The following is a 17,729-nucleotide window of genomic DNA, read 5'->3' on the forward strand; positions in this document are numbered from 1 at the left end:
GCGCCGCGCCGCTCAGTTGCTCATGAACAGCACCGTGATGAGCAGCGCGATGATGAACGTGCTGAACGCGAACGCGATGAAGGTCTGGCCAGAGACGACCTTGCGCGCGCGAGTCGTGAGGATCGAGACATCCGACGAGGAGAAGGTCGTCGCGATCTGCGCCGACAGGTAGAAGTAGTCGGCGAACACCGGGCCGGTGTCGGGCTTCCCGGGGAACTCGAGGCTTTCGGCGGAGGCGTCGAGCCGGGCGTAGTGCACCGCATACGCGTAGACGGTGACGAGCCACGCTGAGACGACCACGCCGAAGCTGAGCCCGTTGGCAAGTGGACTGTCCAAAAGGCCCGGGGCGATGAGCACGAGCGCCACGGCCGCCGCGGCGAGGATCGACCATTGCGCGTTCACGGTCGGGCCGATGCGGTCGCCCTCCTCACCGGAGTCGACCGAGCGGCGGCGGCGACGGTTGGTCCTGCTGAGCCACCGACGTAGGTCGTCGCTGCCCGCGCGGCCGAACAGCGCTTGAGTCAACACCACGTGGGCGAGCGAGTAGGCGATCCAGAACACGAAGGCGGTCACGATCACCGCGTCGATCGTGAACCGGATCGGCTGGACCGCGCTGTACACGAGGAACGCCACGACCGTGACGACCGCCGCGCCGGCGAGTGCGACGAGGTTGCGGAGTGGGTCCGATGCGAGCGCGGGTACCTTGGACGTGTCCCCCACGACTGCCAGTGTAGGGAACGCGGGATCGGGCTGGGCTCAATGCGCGAGCCGCATCGTCTCACCCGCCCTGGCCGCGAACGCGGTCGCGGTGGCGGCGATCGTGCCCTGCATCACGTCGACCGCGGAGGTGGGCGCGACATCCGCCGGCCTGGCGAGGCTGATCGTGCGCGTGAGCGTGGGCGCTGCGAGCCGCACAGATCGCAGGCCGGGGCGGTCGATGAGCACCATCGCGGGGACGATCGCGACGCCGAGTCCGCGCTCGACGAACCGCAGCACCGCGTCCATCTCGGCTCCCTCGAGCACGACCTCGGGCGCGAGCTCGGCCGCTCGGAACGCGGCGTCGGTCGTGCCGCGCAGGTCGTACGTCGAGCTGAAGACGATCTGCGGCAGGCGCGCGACATCGGCCAGCCCGATGCTGTCGTCGGTGGTGACCGGCGCTGCGGCGGCGGATGACACGACCACGAGCTCTTCGACGAGCAGCGGGGTCACGGTGAAGCGCTCGGGGGTCGTGCCATCCGACGTGGTGATCAGGGCGAGGTCGAGCTCGCCGCTGCCGAGTTCGTCGAGCAGTGCCCGCGAACCCTGCTCGGAGAGATGGAGTTCGATGGCCGGATGCTCGGCGTGGAACACGCTGAGCACCTCGGCGACGAGGCTGATGCAGAGGGTCGGCGTGGCTCCGAGCCGCACCCGCCCGCGTTCGAGGCCGGCGAGTTCGGCGAGTTCACGGCGCACCGATTCGGCGTCGGCGAGCATGCGGCGCGCGAGCGGCAGCAGGGCCTCGCCCGCAACCGTGAGCGTCGACCCGCCGCGGGCTCGGTGGAACAGCTCGGCGCCGAGACTCTGCTCGAGCGCGGCGATCTGACGGCTCAGCGAGGGCTGGGCGAGGTAGAGCTCCTCGGCCGCCCGGGTGAAGTTGCCGAACCGGGCCACCTCGACGAACGACCGGAGCTGCTCGAAGTTCATGTCGATAGCGTACGCGCATCGCTACAACGCTCAAGATGCATTGGACGCATTCGAGGCCCGAGCCTAGCGTGGATCACATGAACACTGCAGAGCGCCAGATCTCCACGACCGTCCTGGTCATCGGCACGGGCGGATCGGGCCTGCGCGCCGCCATCGAGCTCGCCGAGGCGGGCGTCGACGTGCTCGCCCTCGGCAAGCGCCCCAAGTCCGACGCGCACACTTCGCTCGCCGCCGGCGGCATCAACGCCGCGCTCTCGACGATGGACCCCGACGACAGCTGGCAGCAGCACGCCGCCGACACGCTGAAGGAGAGCTACCTCCTCGCGAACCCCCACACGGTCGAGATCGTGACGAAGAACGCCGCGCGCGGCATCCAGGACCTCGAGCGCTACGGCATGCCGTTCGCCCGCGAAGACGACGGCCGCATCTCGCAGCGCTTCTTCGGCGCACACACCTACCGCCGCACCGCGTTCGCGGGCGACTACACCGGGCTCGAGATCCAGCGCACCCTCGTCAACCGGGCGGCGCAGCTGAACGTGCCGATCCTCGACACCGTCTACGTCACGCGCATCCTCGTCAACGACGACGGCGCGGTCTTCGGCGCCTACGGCTTCGACCTCGAGGATGGCACGCGCTACCTCATCCACGCCGACGCGGTCATCCTCGCCGCGGGCGGTCACAACCGCATCTGGCGGCGCACCTCGTCCCGTCGCGACGAGAACACCGGCGACTCGTGGCGGCTCGCCGTCGAGGCGGGCGGGCGCGTGCGCGACCCCGAGCTCGTGCAGTTCCACCCGTCGGGCATCATCGAGCCCGAGAGCGCGGCCGGCACCCTCATCAGCGAGGCGGCACGCGGCGAGGGCGGCATCCTCACCAACGGACTCGGCGAGCGCTTCATGGCCAAGTACGACCCCGAGCGCATGGAGCTCTCGACGCGCGACCGCGTCGCGCTCGCCGCCTACACCGAGATCAAGGAGGGGCGCGGCACCCCCAATGGCGGTGTCTGGCTGGATGTCTCGCATCTCCCCCGCGAGACGATCATGCAGCGCCTCCCCCGCGTCTACCAGACGATGCTCGAGCTGCAGATGCTCGACATCACGAAGCAACCGATCGAGATCGCACCCACCGCGCACTACTCGATGGGCGGCGTGTGGGTTCGCCCCGAGGACCACGGCACGGATGTCCCCGGCCTCTATGCCATCGGCGAGGCATCCTCTGGGCTGCACGGCGCCAACCGCCTCGGCGGCAACTCGCTCATCGAGTTGCTCGTCTTCGGCCGCATCGTAGGCCAGGCCGCGGCGGCGTACTCGGCCTCGCTGCCGGCGCAGCAGCGCTCGGCGGCTGCGGTGCAGGCGGCGCGCTCCGAGATCGACGGGCTGCTGGCGGCGGATGGCACGGAGAACGTCCGCGCCCTGCAGCGCGCCATCCGCAACACCATGACCGAGTACGCCGGAGTCGTGCGCGACGAAGCCGGTCTGCTCGCCGGCCTCGCGGAGCTCGACGCGATCGAGGCCCGGATCGCCGACATCGGCGTGCACCCCGACATCGCCGGCTACCAGGACCTCGCCCACGCCTTCGACTTGAAGTCGGCCGCGCTGGCCGCTCGTGCGACCCTCGAGGCCGCCCTAGAGCGTCGCGAAACACGCGGATGCCACAACCGCAGCGACTACCCCGAGACGGATGCCGCGCAGCAGGTCAACCTCGTCTGGTCGCCCGCGACCGGCGTGACCCGCGAGGAGATCCCGCCCATCCCCGAGGAGATCGCCGCGCTCATGCGCGAAGTCTCCACGGTCGGCAAGCTCGTCGAATAGTCGAGCTGGCTGACACCAGCGCCTCCTGTCGGTCGTGCGGCAAAGGCTCAGCTCGTGGCCACCTCGACGACCTGCGCCACACCACCCGCGGGCTCCCCGGCACCGGAGAGCGAGCGACGACGGGCGGTGCAGCATAGTTCGTTCGGCGCAAGCTGTACGCGTGGGAGTGCCAGGCGAACTGACGGTTTGCCTACAGATCCTCCGGCCCAACCTGATCCGTGGCGGCAACTCGATACGCCTCGATTCCGGGTGCGGTGAGCAACCCATCAATAAGGGACTTCGGACCGCTTACGAAGACGCTGCGGGCGTATATATCGTTGCCAACGCACCACTCCAATTTCCGATCCCACCAACGCATCGGTATGCGGTCCAGGTCCGCCAACGCCGTTGGGTCGACCTCCCAGACCACACAACGTCGCTCCGGCGGGAATAGGAGAGTATGCCCCGTCGACGGCAGTGTGACATCGGTGTAGCCCTCCCACTGAGCAACAATCAATCCACCGCCAGCTGGCAGAGCGTCAAGCAGGGCCCGTGCAATCACTCGATCGATCGTGCCGGTGGCGGGCTCTATGCGCCCACGACCAGCCATGCCCGGCCGGATGTCAGACCACTCCAGATCCGCGCGGGGTTGATATTCGCCAGCAGACATGGACTCCCATGTCACTGAGCGACCAGCTGCATCGTGCGCAGGATTGAGAATCCGAACTGCTGCATCGTGGTCACCGGGTACATACGAGCCGACCGTGCGCCCTGATGATTCCAACCGTGCTATGAGCTCAGCCCCACTGGCTGCGGCATCACGGTGTCGCATCTTAGCTCAATCCTCCCCAATTCTTACAGCCCAGGAGCCGCTGAGTAGTCGAATGGCATCCTCAGAATCTTCGGAGGCATACGACAAGTGAACGACCACGATCTTTGTACTCGCCGGCAAATTCACGTTTGCCGAGACAAAAGGATCGGTCGAACGCAATTGACAGGGACCAGTGTCGGCCAAGCAATTGAACTCCTCGCCCAACGGCTCTGAGGGCAGTCCAGTGCTATTGAGTTCGTCAAAGATAACCACTATGAACTCAGCGGGGACGACGGACGAGCCCACATCGATCCTCAGGGATGCCCCCTTGACGGAGACTTCTGGTAGCACCGCATCATCTTGATTCTCCTCCGTGCGGAAGACAACATCGTCACCATCGATGATCCAGCTATAGTACCCGGGATTGATTGACAGATCTTGAATAGTGAGCGGCGGCGGCGTCTCCGGCGGTGCAACCATCTCTGTGAATGCGCCCTGTGCAGTAGGAAGAGGCTGAGGATTGACGGCGCAGCCCGTCAGCCCCGCTACTGCGGAGACTGCCGCCGCCATGAGGCTGGCGCGGAATCTCACGTCAGCAGGTGAATCGCTTCTCAGCACCGTAGGTGGTCCCGGTGTACGTCGATGTGCCCTCCTTGGACCAGTGGGTCGAGACTCCGCGGTAGTTCTGCGAGCCCCAGCCACTGCAATTCCAGTGCGGGTGCGCATCGTAAGAAGTTGCAGAGTTGGTTGCACTGCTCGGGTCGCTGAGCATGTTCTCCCAGTAGAACCATCCTTGCTTCTGGATCGTTGTGGTCACACCCAGGCTCGGGACGGGAAAATTGCAGCGCGTCCGTCCATGCACCGACGCATACACAGTCGACTTGTGCGCATAGTCCGTCTGCCCATAGCACCCAGCCGGGCTTGTACCCAGCCTTACTGAGAACGTCGTAGTCCCGTCGGGCTTATTTGGGCCACGCACGGATTGTTCGGTTACCAATCCCGTCTCGCTAGGACCTTCCAACTGGAGATATTCGTCCATCTCTTCGGCGGAAGCGGGAGCGGCGCCTAGCATTGTCGCAATGAGAGCGCCGCCGATGGCCAGTATAAGAAGGGGGCGTCGGGTCATTCATGTTCTCCGTTTCGGTGAACTCGGTAATGAGCGTGCCCAGAGCACGCCACGCCCGACTAATCCGGAGGTAGTCCTCACTTTGGAGGACGCCAAGGTCGTGAAGGTGCCCGTGGCCACATCACCTGCCGCTGATAGGCGTTTCTCGCACCTGCCTTCCAGACACCATGCATCGCCGCAGCGGATACCACGAAACGGATGCCGCATGAATGCCAGCCTCGCGCGGTCGCCATCGACCGGCGACCGCAGAGGAGATCCCGCCGATTCCCGACGAGATCGCGGAGATCATGCGTAATACTTCGACGGTCGGCAAGGTGGTCGAGTAGCACGGGTCAGGCCCACCTTGCCAAGGCATGCCTGTCGGTCGTGCGCTTTAGGCTCACCTCGTGGCCACCCTCGACGACTTGCGCCGCACCACCCTCGGGCTCCCAGGCAGCGAGGAGCGCGCGACCACGGGCGGCGCGGCGTGGTTCGTTCGGCGCAAGCTCTACGCGTGGGAATGCCATCCGTGGCCGAGCGTCCCTGACGACATGCGCGAGATCATCGCGTCCGAGCTCGTGGTCGGAGTGAAGGTCGCCGAGAGACTGGACGCGCTCGCGCTCGTCCAGATGGCGCCCGAGGTGTTCCTCCGCACCACGACGCCGTGGGGCGAGCCGAAGGTCGCATTTCGCATGGCCGGCGTCGACGAGGGCCACCTCGCCGAGCTGGTGACCGAGGCATGGCGCATCCAGGCTCCGAAGTACCTCCGGCGTCAGCTCGACGACCTCGATTCGTAACGGATGGCGCGGCTAGGCTGGCGCCCATGTCGGTCGGTTCCGCACCTCTCGCCGCTCGACGTGCCGGTCCCGACGACGTCGAGACCGTCGCGCGGCTGCTGCACGACTTCAACACCGAGTTCGATACGCCGACCCCCGGCGTTGCGGTTCTGACCGGGCGCTTGCAGTCGCTGCTCGCCGGACCCAGCACGATCGCGTACCTGGCCGGTGAGCCGGCGACGGGAGTCGCGCTCGTGACGCTGCGGAGCAACGTCTGGTACGACGGGCCGGTAGCCCTCCTCGACGAGCTCTACGTCGCGCCGGCCGATCGAGGTCGTGGCCTCGGTTCGGCGATGATCGAGCTCCTGGTCGCAGACGCCGAAGCGAGCGGCGTCTCGGCGATCGAGATCAATGTCGACGCGGAAGACGTCGACGCGCAGCGCTTCTACGAACGCCATGGGTTCAGCGGCGTCGACCCCGACACCGGAGAGCGCGCCTTCTACTACTCCCTCGAACTGTAAGGGCGGGCGCGACGCGAGCAGACCACCTAGGCGAGGGTGACCGAGAAGAGCGGTGCCACCACGAGCAGTGAGTCCGCCCGGTCCAGCAGCCCACCGAATCCCGGAAGCCAGGCCCCGGCATCCTTCACGCCGGCGTGCCGTTTCACCATCGAGGCGACCACATCACCGAGCGGGGCGCCCACCGCCGCTGCAAGGAGCAACACCCAGCTGAACTCCCCGGTGACCGCCAAGACGAACGCGGCGGCGACCGCACCGCCCAGCAGCCCGGCGACCGTCTTGTTCGGCGACACCGCGAACGGCCGGACGCGCACACCGGGGAACCGTCCGAGCGCCTTTCCGACCGCCCAGCTGGCCACGTCAGTGAGCGCGACGGTCAACACCAGCAAGGTCAGGTCCTGGTGGATGATCACCAGCTGCGCAGGCGCCCAAACCAGCCACAGCATCCCGAACACTGCGGCAGTGGCGCGAGGTAGGGCGGACTCCGGATCACGGCTGAGCACGGGAAGCACAGCGGCGGCCAGCAACGCGAACGGCAGCCACACGTTGATCGCGGCAGGATTCACGGCCGCCAGCACCGGTGCGCCGACTCCAGCGGCGATCAGCACCCCGAGATCGGCAGTTCGGAGACCGGCCAGTCTCACGTACTCGAGGATGCACACGACGCTGACCGCGACGGCCACGATGACCGCCCCGGCGACCCCGATCATCTCCGCTCCGCCGACGATCACCCCGATGACCGCCCAGGTCAGCCACCTGCTTCGGATGGTCGAGTCGCCGAAGAGCAACACCGGTACTGCGGTCGCCAGGAGCACGATGAGCCCGACGGTCGCAGGAGCGCTCAAGCCGAGCCAGGTCATGCGTCCACCAGCTGAAGGTGGCGATGAGCTGCTCGAGTTCGTGTCGCCGCAGTCAAGGTCGAACCGGCGATGATCACAACCGAACCGACGCCGATCACCGCATCCGCGGGGAACCAGGTGAACGCGACCGAGATGAGGAACACGGCGAGCGCGCGCTCCGTCTTCCCGAACGGTCCGCCATTCATCCGCGGCGCCCCGGCCGCGGCCGCCGACAGCGAGATGAAGGTCGGCCAGGACGCGGACGTCATCGCAACCAAGGCCATCACCAGTGCGGGGTCGGATCCGGTCTGCCAAGCGACGATGCTGAGGGCCGCGAATGGCAGAAGGTCCGAGGCACGGTCGCCGATCTCGTTGATGACGAACCCGAACGGACGGCTGACCCCTCTGGCGCGGGCGACAGCGCCATCCAGGTTCGCACCGGCCAGCCTTCCGACGAGTCCGATGAGGACCAGTGGCCACGATCCGACCAGAAGGCCACCGGCGGCCACGAGGGCGAACGCCACACCCAAAGCGGTGAAGGCATCGGGTGACCACCCGCGGTCGACGGCAACGGTCACGATTCTCCCGAGTTGACGGGTGAACCACGGCTTCGCCGCGTACAGCCCGCGCATCACGACCACCACCAGATGACCAGGCCGAGCCCGAGCGGGAACAACGTCAGGAAGGTGGCCTGGATGGTGCCGAGGCACGGCTTCAGGTACCGGGACAGGAGACCACCGGCGACCCATCCGATCATGCCGACGATGCCGATGCGAGCGAGCCTCGGGAGCATCGAGAACGCGACGTCGAAGAAGTCCATGCCGAGTTGACCCGCGCTGTGGGCGTACACCTTCACGGGGATGCCGTTGAACATCTGATTCGCGAACGCGCTCGACGGGTCGGTCCTGAGCTCGTCGACTGCGGTCTCGTGCATTCGCGCTGTGGTCAACGGGGTGGGGGTGTCGATTCCGTGGGACACCAGCCACCAGGTGGTCAGGATCCCGGCGGCGGATGCGATCGCGGTTGCCGCGATCAGCATCGGGCCACGCCAGGATCGTCCGACCGTGCAGACGAGCAGCAGGAGCGGCATCTCCGCGACCAGCGGCCAGAAGATGCCCTCCGCGAACGCCCAGGCGGTGACCAGTGCCAGCCCGGCCGTGGCGAACGCCATGCGGCGCACGCGGATCCAGGCTCGGCCGGGACGCTGGGTGGCCGGCGCTTCGATGAGCGTGTCGATGGCTCCGAATGCCGCTGCGGCCGCGTCATCCGCATGCCCGCTTGCAACGGTGAACGGCTCACCCCAGCGCACCTCGACCGGCCCGCGACGGATGAGCTTGCGATCGACCGGAAGCAGGTCGCCGGCACCGACCAAGCCGACCGGCAGGACCTTGGCACCCGATGCGGCGGCGAGTTCAAAGGCGCCGCGCTTGAAACCGGCGAGCTTCGGTGTGTGGCGGCGGCTGCCCTCGGGGAAGACGACGACGACGACTCCCGCTGCGACGGTCGGAGCGGCGGCGAGCAGGTCCTTCATCCCGTTCCGATCACGCCGGATGGGCCAGATGCCGACCAGCCATCGCGCGATGAGCTTGTTGCGCCGCCGACCGAACCAGTAGTCGGCCGCGGCGACGAACCTGACCGGCCGGGACCGACCGATGGTTGCGAGCAGGACGGCCGTGTCGGCATGGGATGCATGGTTGGCGATGACGACGAGCGGCGCGTCCGGCAGCGGTGGCTTGCGGGCGAGCGGCACCGATTCGGCACCGACGGCCGGGATGGTCGTCACCCCATCGGTGACGATCGAGAGGAGCAGGCCCCAGAGCTTGGATCGCCAGTAGGACACGAGACCCGAACGACGAACCTGGCGTGCGGTCGGCGGTGCGGGGAGGTGGAGCGAAGCGGTGTCCAGCACGGTGGTGACTCCCGTCATGCGTGGCGAGCGCGGAGCAGTCGGTGCGAAGGAGCGCGACCGCGCAGCGAAGTGTCAGCTCGATCGGCTCGAGACGCCGACCGGCGCGTGAGACGTCGGGTCGGGATCGGCCCCTGCGGAGCTGAGCCACTGCTCCGCAGGGGCCGACGCCGATGGCGCATGGCGCTCAGACCGCGAGGCGGCCGATCCGCGGCGGCGGCGGCGCGTCGTGGTGAGACGCGTGCCGCTCACGAGCGCGACCGATACCGATGATGGCGACACCGAGCAGCACGAACGCGACCAGGATGCCGCCGATGTAGCTGAAGGCCGATCCGTACCCCGCAAGGTGCGGGTCGAGGAAGCCGTACGGGTACCACCACGGCGCAGTGCCGTCGGGGTTCGCCACGCGCTCACCGCGGATCATCGTGTAGATCGTCCAGGCGAGCGGGTAGCTGACGATGACGAGGAGCGACGACCACGGCAGGCCGCGGCGTCGGTCGGCGAACAGCAGGTCGAACACGAAGTAGACCGGCAGGACGACGTGAAGCGTCTCGGTCGCCCACGAGTCCATGAACGCGACCCAACCGGGGTCGGTGGCGGCGATCGCCGGCGGGTCGCCGCGCAGCAGCACGTTGAACACGATGCCGAGCAGGATCACCGGCCCGGTCACTGCGGCGATCGCCATCGCGATTCCGACGGGCTCCGGTGAGTTGCCGGGATGCCGCTGCATCCAACGCGCCGCCACCATCAGCGCGACCACGCTGAGGATCGACGACACGATCGTGAACATGCTGAAGTAGTTCGCCAGCACGTCGCTGCGATCCTGACCCTCGCGCATCGCGCGATCGATGTTGACCAGGAGTCCGGCGATCACGCCCGAACTCGCGATGACCGCGGCTGCGATCCTGAGCCATACCCAACGCATGAGATCCCCCAATTTCAGTGCGATTCGGGTTGGGGAAGTTGTAGTCCTCTTCGCCGATCGGCCGTTGAAACTCTGGCAGGAAGATTGAGGAAACCTCGACCGGAGATGTCTTCCGTTGTGGGATAGCTCTAACGTGTCCGCACAAGAGAGGACGTGCTCTCACAGAGTGCCGAGAATGACGCAAACTGCGCGCTTAGGCTGTCGCCGTGAACCATCCGCTCGACGAAGGGCCGTTCTACCACGGCACGAAAGCCGACCTGCGAAGCGGTGACCTCCTCACGCCCGGGTTCCGCTCCAACTACCGGCCCGAGATCGTGATGAACCACATCTACTTCACCGCGCTCCGCGACGGCGCCGGCCTCGCGGCGGAGCTCGCGGCCGGCGACGCTCCGCCGCGCGTGTACCTCGTGGAGCCGACCGGGCCGTTCGAAGACGACCCGAACGTGACCGACAAGAAGTTCCCCGGCAACCCCACGCGTTCGTACCGCAGCACCGCGCCGATCAGGGTCGTGCACGAGGTCACCGAGTGGACGCGGCTCACCTCCGAGGCGCTGCAGGAATGGCGGGATCGAATCGCGAAGATCAACGCCGAGCGGGGCGAGATCATCAACTGACGCAGACTGCGCGCGCCGCCTCACACTCGCGCCGGCAGTTCCACCCGTGCGGTGAGTCCGCCGCCGGCACGCGGCGCGAGCGTGAGCGTTCCGTCGTGCGCCTCCGCGATGCTCTTGACGATCGCCAGGCCGAGGCCGACGCTCGCTCCATCCGTGTGGATGCGTTCGGTGCCGCGCTGGAACGGCTCGGTGAGCGTCGCGACGAGCCCCGGGCTCAGCTCGGTGCCCGTGTTCTCGACGGTGAGCACCGCCCTCGAGTCGCGGACGCCGGTGTCGACCCGCACAATGCCGCCGTCGGCGAGGTTGTGCAAGATCGCGTTGTGCACGAGGTTCGTGGTCAGCTGCAGCAGCAGCGCGCGCGAGCCGACGGTCGGCGCGTGATCGCCGGTGGTCTGGATCGCGACGCCTCGCCGCTCCGCGAACGGCAGGAGGGTTTCACCGGCCTCTTCGGCCAGCAGTGAGAGGTCGACATCCTCGCGCGTGAAGGACCGTTGATCGGCCCGGCTCAGGGTGAGCAGTGCCTCGGTGAGGCTGATCGCTCGGGTGTTGACGGCATGGAGGCGCTCGATGAGTTCCGGCGTGATGCTGTTCGGATCGTTGCGCGCGACCTCGAGCAGGGTCTGCGTGATCGCCAGTGGGGTGCGGAGCTCGTGGGACGCGTTCGCCGCGAATCTCTGCTGTTCGGCGACGTGCGCTTCGAGCCGTGCGAGCATCGCGTCGAAGCTGTCGGCGAGTTGACGGAACTCGTCGTCGCGGCCCTCCAGTTCGATGCGGTACGAGAGCGATCCGTTCGCGGCCCGGCGCGTGGCATCCGTGATTCGAGTCAGTGGGGCGAGCATGCGGCCGGCGAGCACCCAACCGCCGAGCAGGCCGAACAGCAGCAGGAAGAACAGCGCCCAGGCCGCGGGCGGTGCGAACGCACGAATGAGGTCATCGCGGCCGGGGATGAACCCGTCGATGGTCTGGATGGCGCGGGCGGGCACGTAACGGAGGAGGAACAGCCATACGACGGCGAGCAGCAGCACCCCCGCGACCATGAGGAAGCCCGCGTAGCTCAGGGTCAGCCTGAGGCGGACGCTCATGCCGGGTGACCTAACCACGCTCGTCGCCCGCCGCCCCGTCGGTCGGCCCGGTGTCGATGCGGTACCCCACGCCGGGTACCGTCGCGATCACCCAAGGCTCGCCGAGCCGCTTGCGCAGAGCTGACACCGTGATGCGCACGGCGTTCGTGAACGGGTCGGCGTTCTCGTCCCACGCGCGTTCCAGCAGTTCCTCCGCGCTGATCACCCCGCCTTCCGCGGCGACGAGCACCTCGAGCACGGCGAACTGCTTCCTGGTCAGGGCGACGTAGCGTCCATCCCGGTAGACCTCGCGACGGAATGGATCCAGCCGCAGGCCGGCGATCTCGCGGACCGGCGGCCGATTGTGTGCGCGCCTGCGGTCGAGCGCCCTGAGCCTCAGCACGAGCTCCCGCAGTTCGAACGGCTTGGTGAGGTAGTCGTCGGCTCCGAGCTCGAAGCCCGAGGCCTTGTCGTCGATCCGGTCTGCAGCGGTCAGCATGAGGATCGGCATCCCGGTGCCCGAGGCGACGATGCGTTCGGCGATCTGGTCACCCGACGGCCCGGGGATGTCGCGGTCGAGCACGGCGATGTCGTAGGCGTTGATGCCCAGCAGTTCGAGAGCGGTGTGCCCGTCGCCGGCGATGTCGGCCGCGATCGCCTCCAGCCGGAGCCCATCGCGGATGGCCTCCGCCATGAAGGGCTCGTCCTCGACGATCAGCACCCGCATGGTGTCATGCTACGAACCGGTGCATATCGCCGGCGTATGGAAACCCGCATACGGGCTGGCAACATCCCGCCGCCTTGACTGGCGGCATGAATCGAAACCGACCGGCACGAGCGTCGACGCGCGCATTTCGCCGCCTCTTGGTCGTCGGCGTGGTGGTCGTCGCCGCGGCGAGCGCCGCTGCCGTCTTCTCCTCGTTGCCCGACTCCTCGTCGGCGTCGCCGGCCTGGTCCCAGTCGGATGCCCCGGCGCAGCCTCCGCGCGATGAGAATCGAGCGGGCCTCGACGAGACGGGCCGAGTCGCCGACGGCGTCACGGTCTTCGATGACGAGGAGCCGGCGGTCGCCAACCTCGACGCCGAGCTGCTGGCGGCGCTTCGTCAGGCTGCATCCCAGGCGGCCGACGATGGCGTCGAGTTCATCGTGAACAGCGGATGGCGCTCCCACGAGTACCAGGACCAGCTCTTCCAAGAGGCCGTCGCCGCGTACGGCTCGCGCGAAGAGGCGGTCCGATGGGTCGCCACGCCGGCGACGTCCCCTCACGTGTCGGGTGATGCGGTCGACATCGGCCACGAGGATGCCATGGCGTGGCTGTCCGAGCACGGTGCCGAGTACGGTCTGTGCCAGATCTACGACAACGAGCCGTGGCACTACGAACTCCGCCCTGAGGCGATCGAGCACGGTTGCGCCGTCACGTATACCGACCCCAGCCAGGACCCGAGGATGCAGCAGTGACCGGCGGTCCAGTGCAGCGGATGGCGCGGACGGCGCACCGTGATCTTCGCGCTCGGCGAGCGTCGCCAGCCGGTGTACACGGCTGGCTGATCGGCCTCTTCGTGGTCTACCTCGTCCTGCTCGTCTGGGTCGTCCTCTGGAAGCTCCAGATGCCGTACGTCGGCGAGGGCGAGCTGCGGCACGCCAAGCTCGTCCCATTCGCACCGACCGCCGAGGACGGTGCCAGCGAACCCGCCGAGGTCGTCGCCAACGTCCTGCTCTTCGTTCCCTTCGGCATCTACCTGGGTCTGCTCGCCCCATCGTGGCGCTCGTCGAGGCTCGCGGGCGTGTCCGCCGGGTCGAGCCTCGCGCTCGAGACCGTCCAGTATGCCTTGGCGATCGGCAGCGCGGATGTCACCGACGTCGTCGCCAACACCGCCGGAGGCTTGGCCGGCCTCGGCCTGATCGTCGTGGCGCGCCGCAGACTGCGGGAGAGAACCGGCGCCGTGATCATGGGTGTGTGCTCGGTGTTCACGGTGATCCTCGTCGTCGCGGTCAGCGCCTTCATCGCGTCGCCGGTGCGCTACGCACCGATGCGGGACGTCCACATCCCAGTCGTCTCATCGCCATGACGAGGTTGCCGATCACCCGCTGGTCACGCAGGACCTACGCCTCGTCGGGCACTCCGGCCGGAGCGAGTCGTGCGCTCGGCTCGATTTCCACGGCTGGCCCGACGACCAATCGCACGGCCATCCAGAGGCACGGCGCGAGCAACAGCAGGCCCGTGAGGATCGCAACATCGAACGGGAGCGGGATGATGCCGATCAGCAGGGGCAGCACGAACAGCAGCGAGACGATGATCGGAACCAATCCGGTGCGCCACAGCGCGAGGGCGAGGAGCGGCAACGTGAAGTAGAACCCGACCAGTCCGATCATCAGGGGGATGGCGAATGCCGGCCCCGCGGACAGGTCCACGACCAGGGCGACCGCAGCATCGGTGTCCGTCGCGGAGATCAGGATTGGGAGCATGGCGAGCTCGAACCCCAACACCAGGAGCATCGCGATCGCCGCGACCGCCCCGATGATCAGGCCGATGGCGCCGAGCGTTTGCCCGCGTCGTCGCGCGATCACGTAGCTCCCGATCGCGAGTGCCGCGACCAGCAGGAAGATGGCACCGCCGACCTGGCTCATCAGCGCGATGAACTCGCCGGCGCCACCTCCCTCCGCTATGGCTGTGAACTGCTCCTCTGCGGTCGAGGGCGTTACCGGGTGCATCAGGTTCGGAAGCACGAAGAGGCCGAATGGCGCGAGTACGATCCCGACCGCTCCCATCCAGCGGAGTACCGCATCGAATCGTTGCATGACCACCTCCGGCGTCGGGCCCGGCCCTTCTGATCGGAGCGTAGAGCGGCGAGCTCGTGGTCGCCATGCGTAGATCCACGCACGGATCGGGCGACGCAGCTATGGGCAGAGTCACCACCGAGCGTCGGATGGCGCCGGCGCGATGATGCCTGCGAATGCCGCGAGCCGCACTGCCGAGACCCGGTCGGAGACCCCGAGCCGGCGGTAGATGTTCTCGAGGTGACGCTCGACCGTGCGTGCGGAGATGTGCAGCCGGTATCCGATCGCCTGTGAGGTCATGCCCTGCGCGACCAGGCTCAGCACCACGACCTGCCGCACCGTGAGGTGCGCCTCATCGGCCGCAGCATAGGCGCCGGTCGCGAGCGGGTGTCCCGACACCCAGTCGTCGAGGACCTGCCAGTGACGATGCAGCGCGACGATCACACCCTGCGCCAGCTCCGCGAACCTCACCGATTGCTCGTCGAACGGCTCGGCGGGTCGACACACGCCGACCACCAGGACGCCTGCGCTCCCCCGCTCGATCGGGATCCACACGTGGTTCTCGATCTGGCAGGCGCGCAGCTCGTCCTCGTAGTCCCGCTCGTCCGGCCCGAGCCCGAACGGCACCTGCGTCGTGCTCAGCGGTGCGCCCGTCGCGTGCGATGAGTAGTAGCGAGCCAGCGGATGGACGGCCGGCGCGCGGCCAGCGACATCCGGAAGGTCGAACCAGTTCGGGAACGGGTATGCCGTCACGCTGGCGCGGCCATGCGCGTCCCACTGGAATCTTCCGGTGACCGGCGCCTCGAGCTGTCGGCCGAGCTGTCGACACACGGGATCCCACGGAAACGCCCGGCCGAACCCGCCGAGTGCGTCGGTGATCACATCCAGCCACTGACTGCGAGCGAACTCCATCGACTGCATCGGCTGTCCCCCCGAACCGCGTCGTCCCCTTCAGGATGGCAGGGGTCCCGGCTGAACAGCCAGACGCACCGCCTTCGTGCTGCGCCGTTCCGGCGTCATACGCGAACCGTGCGACTACGCGATCCCGCCCCCGTCGACGACGAGTGCCGACCCGGTGACGTAGCTCGAGTCGTCGCTCGCGAGCCAGACGACCGCCGCCGCGATCTCGCGCGGCTCCCCCATGCGCCGCAGCGGGCGGTCGGCAGCCTCGGCCAGGAAGGCGGCGGTGTCCTCGCCGAGTTGCTGCGCCTCGTCCCGGAGCATGCCGGTGTTCACGTCGCCGGGGTTCACGGAGTTCACGCGGATGCCCTGCGGCCCGTGGTCGATCGCGAGCGCGCGGGTCATGTTGACGACCGCGCCCTTGGAGGCGCAGTACGAGATGGCCCGGCCTCCGCCCTTCAGGCCCCATCCGGAACCGGTGTTGACGATCGAGCCGCCGCCCTCGGCGGCCATGATCGGCACGACGTGCTTGCACATCAGGAAGATGGAACGGACGTTGACGCCGAACACGCGGTCCCACTCCTCGGCCGTCGTCTCGACGGCGGTCGTGCGGCGGATGATGCCCGCGTTGTTGAAGACGACGTTCACGCCGCCGAACTCGGCCACGGTGGTGGCGATCACGCGTTCGATGTCGGCCTCGCTCGACACGTCGGCCTCGATGGCGATCGCCGTGAAGCCCGCGTCGCGGATCTCGGCGGCGACCGCCTCGGCGGCCTCGCCGTTCAGGTCGACGACCGCGACCTCGGCGCCTTCGGCCGCGATGGCCATGGCGGTGGCACGGCCGATGCCGCCCGCCCCTCCGGTGACGATGGCCTGCTTCTGCTCAAGCCGCATGGTCTGCTGCTCCTTCGTTCTCTGGTGCTTGGACTGGGTAGACGCTGGTGGTCGACGGCCCGGTGACGACGCGCGCGAAGCCGGCGAGCCGGGCATCCACGCGGGCGTCGCCCGTATCGACGAGGAGGGGACGCCCCTCGAGGTCGATCAACTTCTGCTCCGGCGCGACCGCCAGCACGGGATCGTCGCCGATGGCATCGAGCACGCGCGCCGAGAGCTGCTGGTTCCCGCGGCCGAGCAGGAAGCCCTGCCCGCCGATGATCGACACGATCGCCTGGGCGGGCCCGCTCGCGACCTGGTCGAGCAGCTCCTGCTCGGAGGCGCCGGCGGCCACGACGCGGCCGTCGAGTACCACGTCGACACCGAGCAGGGTCTTCTCGACGCCGAGCTCGCGGGCGACCTCGGCCATCGTGCCGCCGGGACCGAGCAGGTACCTGACGCCTGGCAGCATGCGGGCGACCGCGCCCCGAGCGGCCAGTCGCATGGCCGCCCGCTCGTCGGCCGGCGTCGCGGCCTTGCGAGCCTGCGTGCGTCCGGCGCGATAGGGCACCCGGATGGTGGCGTATAGTCGCGGCTCGACGCGGGCGCGGCGCAGCTGCGCCTCGTCGACGTCGAGTACCTCGCGATCCACGGTCGGAAGGCCGCGCTCCTCGATCCACGCTGCGGCGAGCGCTCCGGCAGCGCTGGGGCCGACCGCGAAGACCGGTGAGTACATCTTGACGCCGGCCGGGATGCCGAGCGCCACCGCCGCCGACGGCAGGCCGGCCGCGACATCCCGCGCCGTGCCGTCCCCGCCGGCGAAGAGCACCAGCTCGACGCCCACGTCGGCGAGCGCGCGAGCCGCCGCAGTCGTGTCCGACGGGGACGTCGGCGATCGCGGATGCCACACGACGATGGGCTCGAGCCCCGCGGCGCGGACCGCGTCCGCTCCCATGGCGCCGGCGGCCGTCACGATCCGCTCATGGCGCCGGGCGGATGCCACGACGGCGAGCGCGGCGGCGGCGCGCTCGGTCGCGCGGGGTCGCGCTCCACGCTCGCCGGCCCGGCGCTGCACGTCGCCGCCGTCGCTTCCGCCGAGCCCGGCCGGACCGCCGACGCCCGCGACCGGGTTCACGATGAGTCCGATCAC

19 protein-coding genes are annotated in these 17,729 nt (G+C 68.3%); 6 read left to right on the forward strand and 13 right to left on the reverse strand.

From position 1 onward, the window contains the following. Positions 1-12: 12 nt before the first annotated feature. Together ACFQ58_RS14095 and ACFQ58_RS14100 are read right to left on the reverse strand one after the other, a co-directional pair. The gene (locus ACFQ58_RS14095; protein WP_376951784.1) at positions 13-720 is read right to left on the reverse strand and encodes a DUF1345 domain-containing protein; all 708 of its coding nucleotides are present in this window, start codon (positions 718-720) and stop codon (positions 13-15) included. A gap of 36 nt (positions 721-756) precedes the next feature. Next, positions 757-1,683, reverse strand: a complete 927-nt coding sequence (locus ACFQ58_RS14100) for a LysR family transcriptional regulator (protein ID WP_376951785.1) — start codon at positions 1,681-1,683, stop codon at positions 757-759. A gap of 77 nt (positions 1,684-1,760) precedes the next feature. Between ACFQ58_RS14100 and ACFQ58_RS14105 the strand changes: the two genes are divergently transcribed. After that, the gene (locus ACFQ58_RS14105) at positions 1,761-3,494 is read left to right on the forward strand and encodes an L-aspartate oxidase (RefSeq protein WP_376951786.1); all 1,734 of its coding nucleotides are present in this window, start codon (positions 1,761-1,763) and stop codon (positions 3,492-3,494) included. A gap of 817 nt (positions 3,495-4,311) precedes the next feature. Here ACFQ58_RS14105 and ACFQ58_RS14110 read toward each other — a convergent pair. Then, positions 4,312-4,875 carry a hypothetical protein gene (locus ACFQ58_RS14110; RefSeq protein WP_376951787.1) on the reverse strand — a complete coding sequence of 188 codons (564 nt, stop codon included), beginning with the start codon at positions 4,873-4,875 and terminating at the stop codon, positions 4,312-4,314. A gap of 921 nt (positions 4,876-5,796) precedes the next feature. Here ACFQ58_RS14110 and ACFQ58_RS14115 point away from each other — a divergent pair. Beyond that, positions 5,797-6,186, forward strand: a complete 390-nt coding sequence (locus tag ACFQ58_RS14115) for an MmcQ/YjbR family DNA-binding protein (RefSeq protein ID WP_376951788.1) — start codon at positions 5,797-5,799, stop codon at positions 6,184-6,186. Positions 6,187-6,212: 26 nt separating this feature from the next. Continuing rightward, positions 6,213-6,686, forward strand: a complete 474-nt coding sequence (locus ACFQ58_RS14120; RefSeq protein ID WP_376951789.1) for a GNAT family N-acetyltransferase — start codon at positions 6,213-6,215, stop codon at positions 6,684-6,686. Between the two features lie 26 nt (positions 6,687-6,712). Here ACFQ58_RS14120 and ACFQ58_RS14125 read toward each other — a convergent pair whose 3' ends face one another. The 4 genes from ACFQ58_RS14125 to ACFQ58_RS14140 all read right to left on the reverse strand — a co-directional run bounded on the left by ACFQ58_RS14125 (position 6,713) and on the right by ACFQ58_RS14140 (position 10,353). Further along, positions 6,713-7,498 carry a phosphatidate cytidylyltransferase gene (locus tag ACFQ58_RS14125; RefSeq protein WP_376951790.1) on the reverse strand — a complete coding sequence of 262 codons (786 nt, stop codon included), beginning with the start codon at positions 7,496-7,498 and terminating at the stop codon, positions 6,713-6,715. Positions 7,499-7,539: 41 nt separating this feature from the next. Beyond that, the gene (locus tag ACFQ58_RS14130) at positions 7,540-8,166 is read right to left on the reverse strand and encodes a CDP-alcohol phosphatidyltransferase family protein (protein WP_376951791.1); all 627 of its coding nucleotides are present in this window, start codon (positions 8,164-8,166) and stop codon (positions 7,540-7,542) included. Continuing rightward, entirely contained in the window at positions 8,154-9,431 is a 1,278-nt protein-coding gene (locus ACFQ58_RS14135; protein ID WP_376951792.1) for a lysophospholipid acyltransferase family protein, read from the reverse strand. Before ACFQ58_RS14135 ends, ACFQ58_RS14130 begins: the two co-directional genes overlap by 13 nt. A gap of 184 nt (positions 9,432-9,615) precedes the next feature. Beyond that, positions 9,616-10,353 carry a Pr6Pr family membrane protein gene (locus ACFQ58_RS14140; protein WP_376951793.1) on the reverse strand — a complete coding sequence of 246 codons (738 nt, stop codon included), beginning with the start codon at positions 10,351-10,353 and terminating at the stop codon, positions 9,616-9,618. A 206-nt stretch (positions 10,354-10,559) separates the two neighbouring features. Here ACFQ58_RS14140 and arr point away from each other — a divergent pair, with 206 nt between their 5' ends. Then, positions 10,560-10,967 carry an NAD(+)--rifampin ADP-ribosyltransferase gene (arr, locus tag ACFQ58_RS14145; protein ID WP_376951794.1) on the forward strand — a complete coding sequence of 136 codons (408 nt, stop codon included), beginning with the start codon at positions 10,560-10,562 and terminating at the stop codon, positions 10,965-10,967. 20 nt (positions 10,968-10,987) lie between these two features. Here arr and ACFQ58_RS14150 read toward each other — a convergent pair whose 3' ends face one another. Next, the gene (locus tag ACFQ58_RS14150) at positions 10,988-12,049 is read right to left on the reverse strand and encodes a sensor histidine kinase (protein ID WP_376951795.1); all 1,062 of its coding nucleotides are present in this window, start codon (positions 12,047-12,049) and stop codon (positions 10,988-10,990) included. Positions 12,050-12,059: 10 nt separating this feature from the next. Further along, the gene (locus ACFQ58_RS14155; RefSeq protein WP_376951796.1) at positions 12,060-12,755 is read right to left on the reverse strand and encodes a response regulator transcription factor; all 696 of its coding nucleotides are present in this window, start codon (positions 12,753-12,755) and stop codon (positions 12,060-12,062) included. An 86-nt stretch (positions 12,756-12,841) separates the two neighbouring features. Between ACFQ58_RS14155 and ACFQ58_RS14160 the strand changes: the two genes are divergently transcribed. After that, the gene (locus ACFQ58_RS14160; protein ID WP_376951797.1) at positions 12,842-13,486 is read left to right on the forward strand and encodes a M15 family metallopeptidase; all 645 of its coding nucleotides are present in this window, start codon (positions 12,842-12,844) and stop codon (positions 13,484-13,486) included. After that, on the forward strand, positions 13,483-14,097 hold the full coding sequence (locus ACFQ58_RS14165) for a VanZ family protein (protein WP_376951798.1): 615 nt from the start codon (positions 13,483-13,485) through the stop codon (positions 14,095-14,097). Before ACFQ58_RS14160 ends, ACFQ58_RS14165 begins: the two co-directional genes overlap by 4 nt. A 34-nt stretch (positions 14,098-14,131) precedes the next feature. Here ACFQ58_RS14165 and ACFQ58_RS14170 read toward each other — a convergent pair whose 3' ends face one another. From ACFQ58_RS14170 to ACFQ58_RS14185, 4 genes are all read right to left on the reverse strand, one after another. Then, positions 14,132-14,827, reverse strand: a complete 696-nt coding sequence (locus ACFQ58_RS14170) for a hypothetical protein (RefSeq protein WP_376951799.1) — start codon at positions 14,825-14,827, stop codon at positions 14,132-14,134. Positions 14,828-14,938: 111 nt separating this feature from the next. Beyond that, positions 14,939-15,718: a LuxR C-terminal-related transcriptional regulator gene (locus tag ACFQ58_RS14175; protein ID WP_376951800.1), complete on the reverse strand. Its 780-nt coding sequence runs from the start codon at positions 15,716-15,718 to the stop codon at positions 14,939-14,941. 123 nt (positions 15,719-15,841) lie between these two features. Next, the gene (locus ACFQ58_RS14180) at positions 15,842-16,600 is read right to left on the reverse strand and encodes an SDR family NAD(P)-dependent oxidoreductase (protein ID WP_376951801.1); all 759 of its coding nucleotides are present in this window, start codon (positions 16,598-16,600) and stop codon (positions 15,842-15,844) included. Further along, positions 16,590-17,729 carry an ATP-NAD kinase family protein gene (locus tag ACFQ58_RS14185; RefSeq protein WP_376951802.1) on the reverse strand — a complete coding sequence of 380 codons (1,140 nt, stop codon included), beginning with the start codon at positions 17,727-17,729 and terminating at the stop codon, positions 16,590-16,592. Before ACFQ58_RS14185 ends, ACFQ58_RS14180 begins: the two co-directional genes overlap by 11 nt.

Origin of the sequence: Agromyces sp. NPDC056523 (assembly GCF_042794545.1) — a bacterium.
Taxonomy (GTDB): Bacteria; Actinomycetota; Actinomycetes; order Actinomycetales; family Microbacteriaceae; genus Agromyces.

What these genes read in the sequence shown, in the direction of transcription:
- ACFQ58_RS14100 (WP_376951785.1), bottom strand. Translation starts at nt 1,683, where the DNA reads ATGAACTTCGAGCAGCTCCGGTCGTTCGTCGAGGTGGCCCGGTTCGGC.
- ACFQ58_RS14105 (WP_376951786.1), top strand. Translation starts at nt 1,761, where the DNA reads ATGAACACTGCAGAGCGCCAGATCTCCACGACCGTCCTGGTCATCGGC.
- ACFQ58_RS14120 (WP_376951789.1), top strand. Translation starts at nt 6,213, where the DNA reads ATGTCGGTCGGTTCCGCACCTCTCGCCGCTCGACGTGCCGGTCCCGAC.
- ACFQ58_RS14140 (WP_376951793.1), bottom strand. Translation starts at nt 10,353, where the DNA reads ATGCGTTGGGTATGGCTCAGGATCGCAGCCGCGGTCATCGCGAGTTCG.
- ACFQ58_RS14150 (WP_376951795.1), bottom strand. Translation starts at nt 12,049, where the DNA reads ATGAGCGTCCGCCTCAGGCTGACCCTGAGCTACGCGGGCTTCCTCATG.
- ACFQ58_RS14155 (WP_376951796.1), bottom strand. Translation starts at nt 12,755, where the DNA reads ATGCGGGTGCTGATCGTCGAGGACGAGCCCTTCATGGCGGAGGCCATC.
- ACFQ58_RS14160 (WP_376951797.1), top strand. Translation starts at nt 12,842, where the DNA reads ATGAATCGAAACCGACCGGCACGAGCGTCGACGCGCGCATTTCGCCGC.
- ACFQ58_RS14170 (WP_376951799.1), bottom strand. Translation starts at nt 14,827, where the DNA reads ATGCAACGATTCGATGCGGTACTCCGCTGGATGGGAGCGGTCGGGATC.
- ACFQ58_RS14175 (WP_376951800.1), bottom strand. Translation starts at nt 15,718, where the DNA reads ATGGAGTTCGCTCGCAGTCAGTGGCTGGATGTGATCACCGACGCACTC.
- ACFQ58_RS14180 (WP_376951801.1), bottom strand. Translation starts at nt 16,600, where the DNA reads ATGCGGCTTGAGCAGAAGCAGGCCATCGTCACCGGAGGGGCGGGCGGC.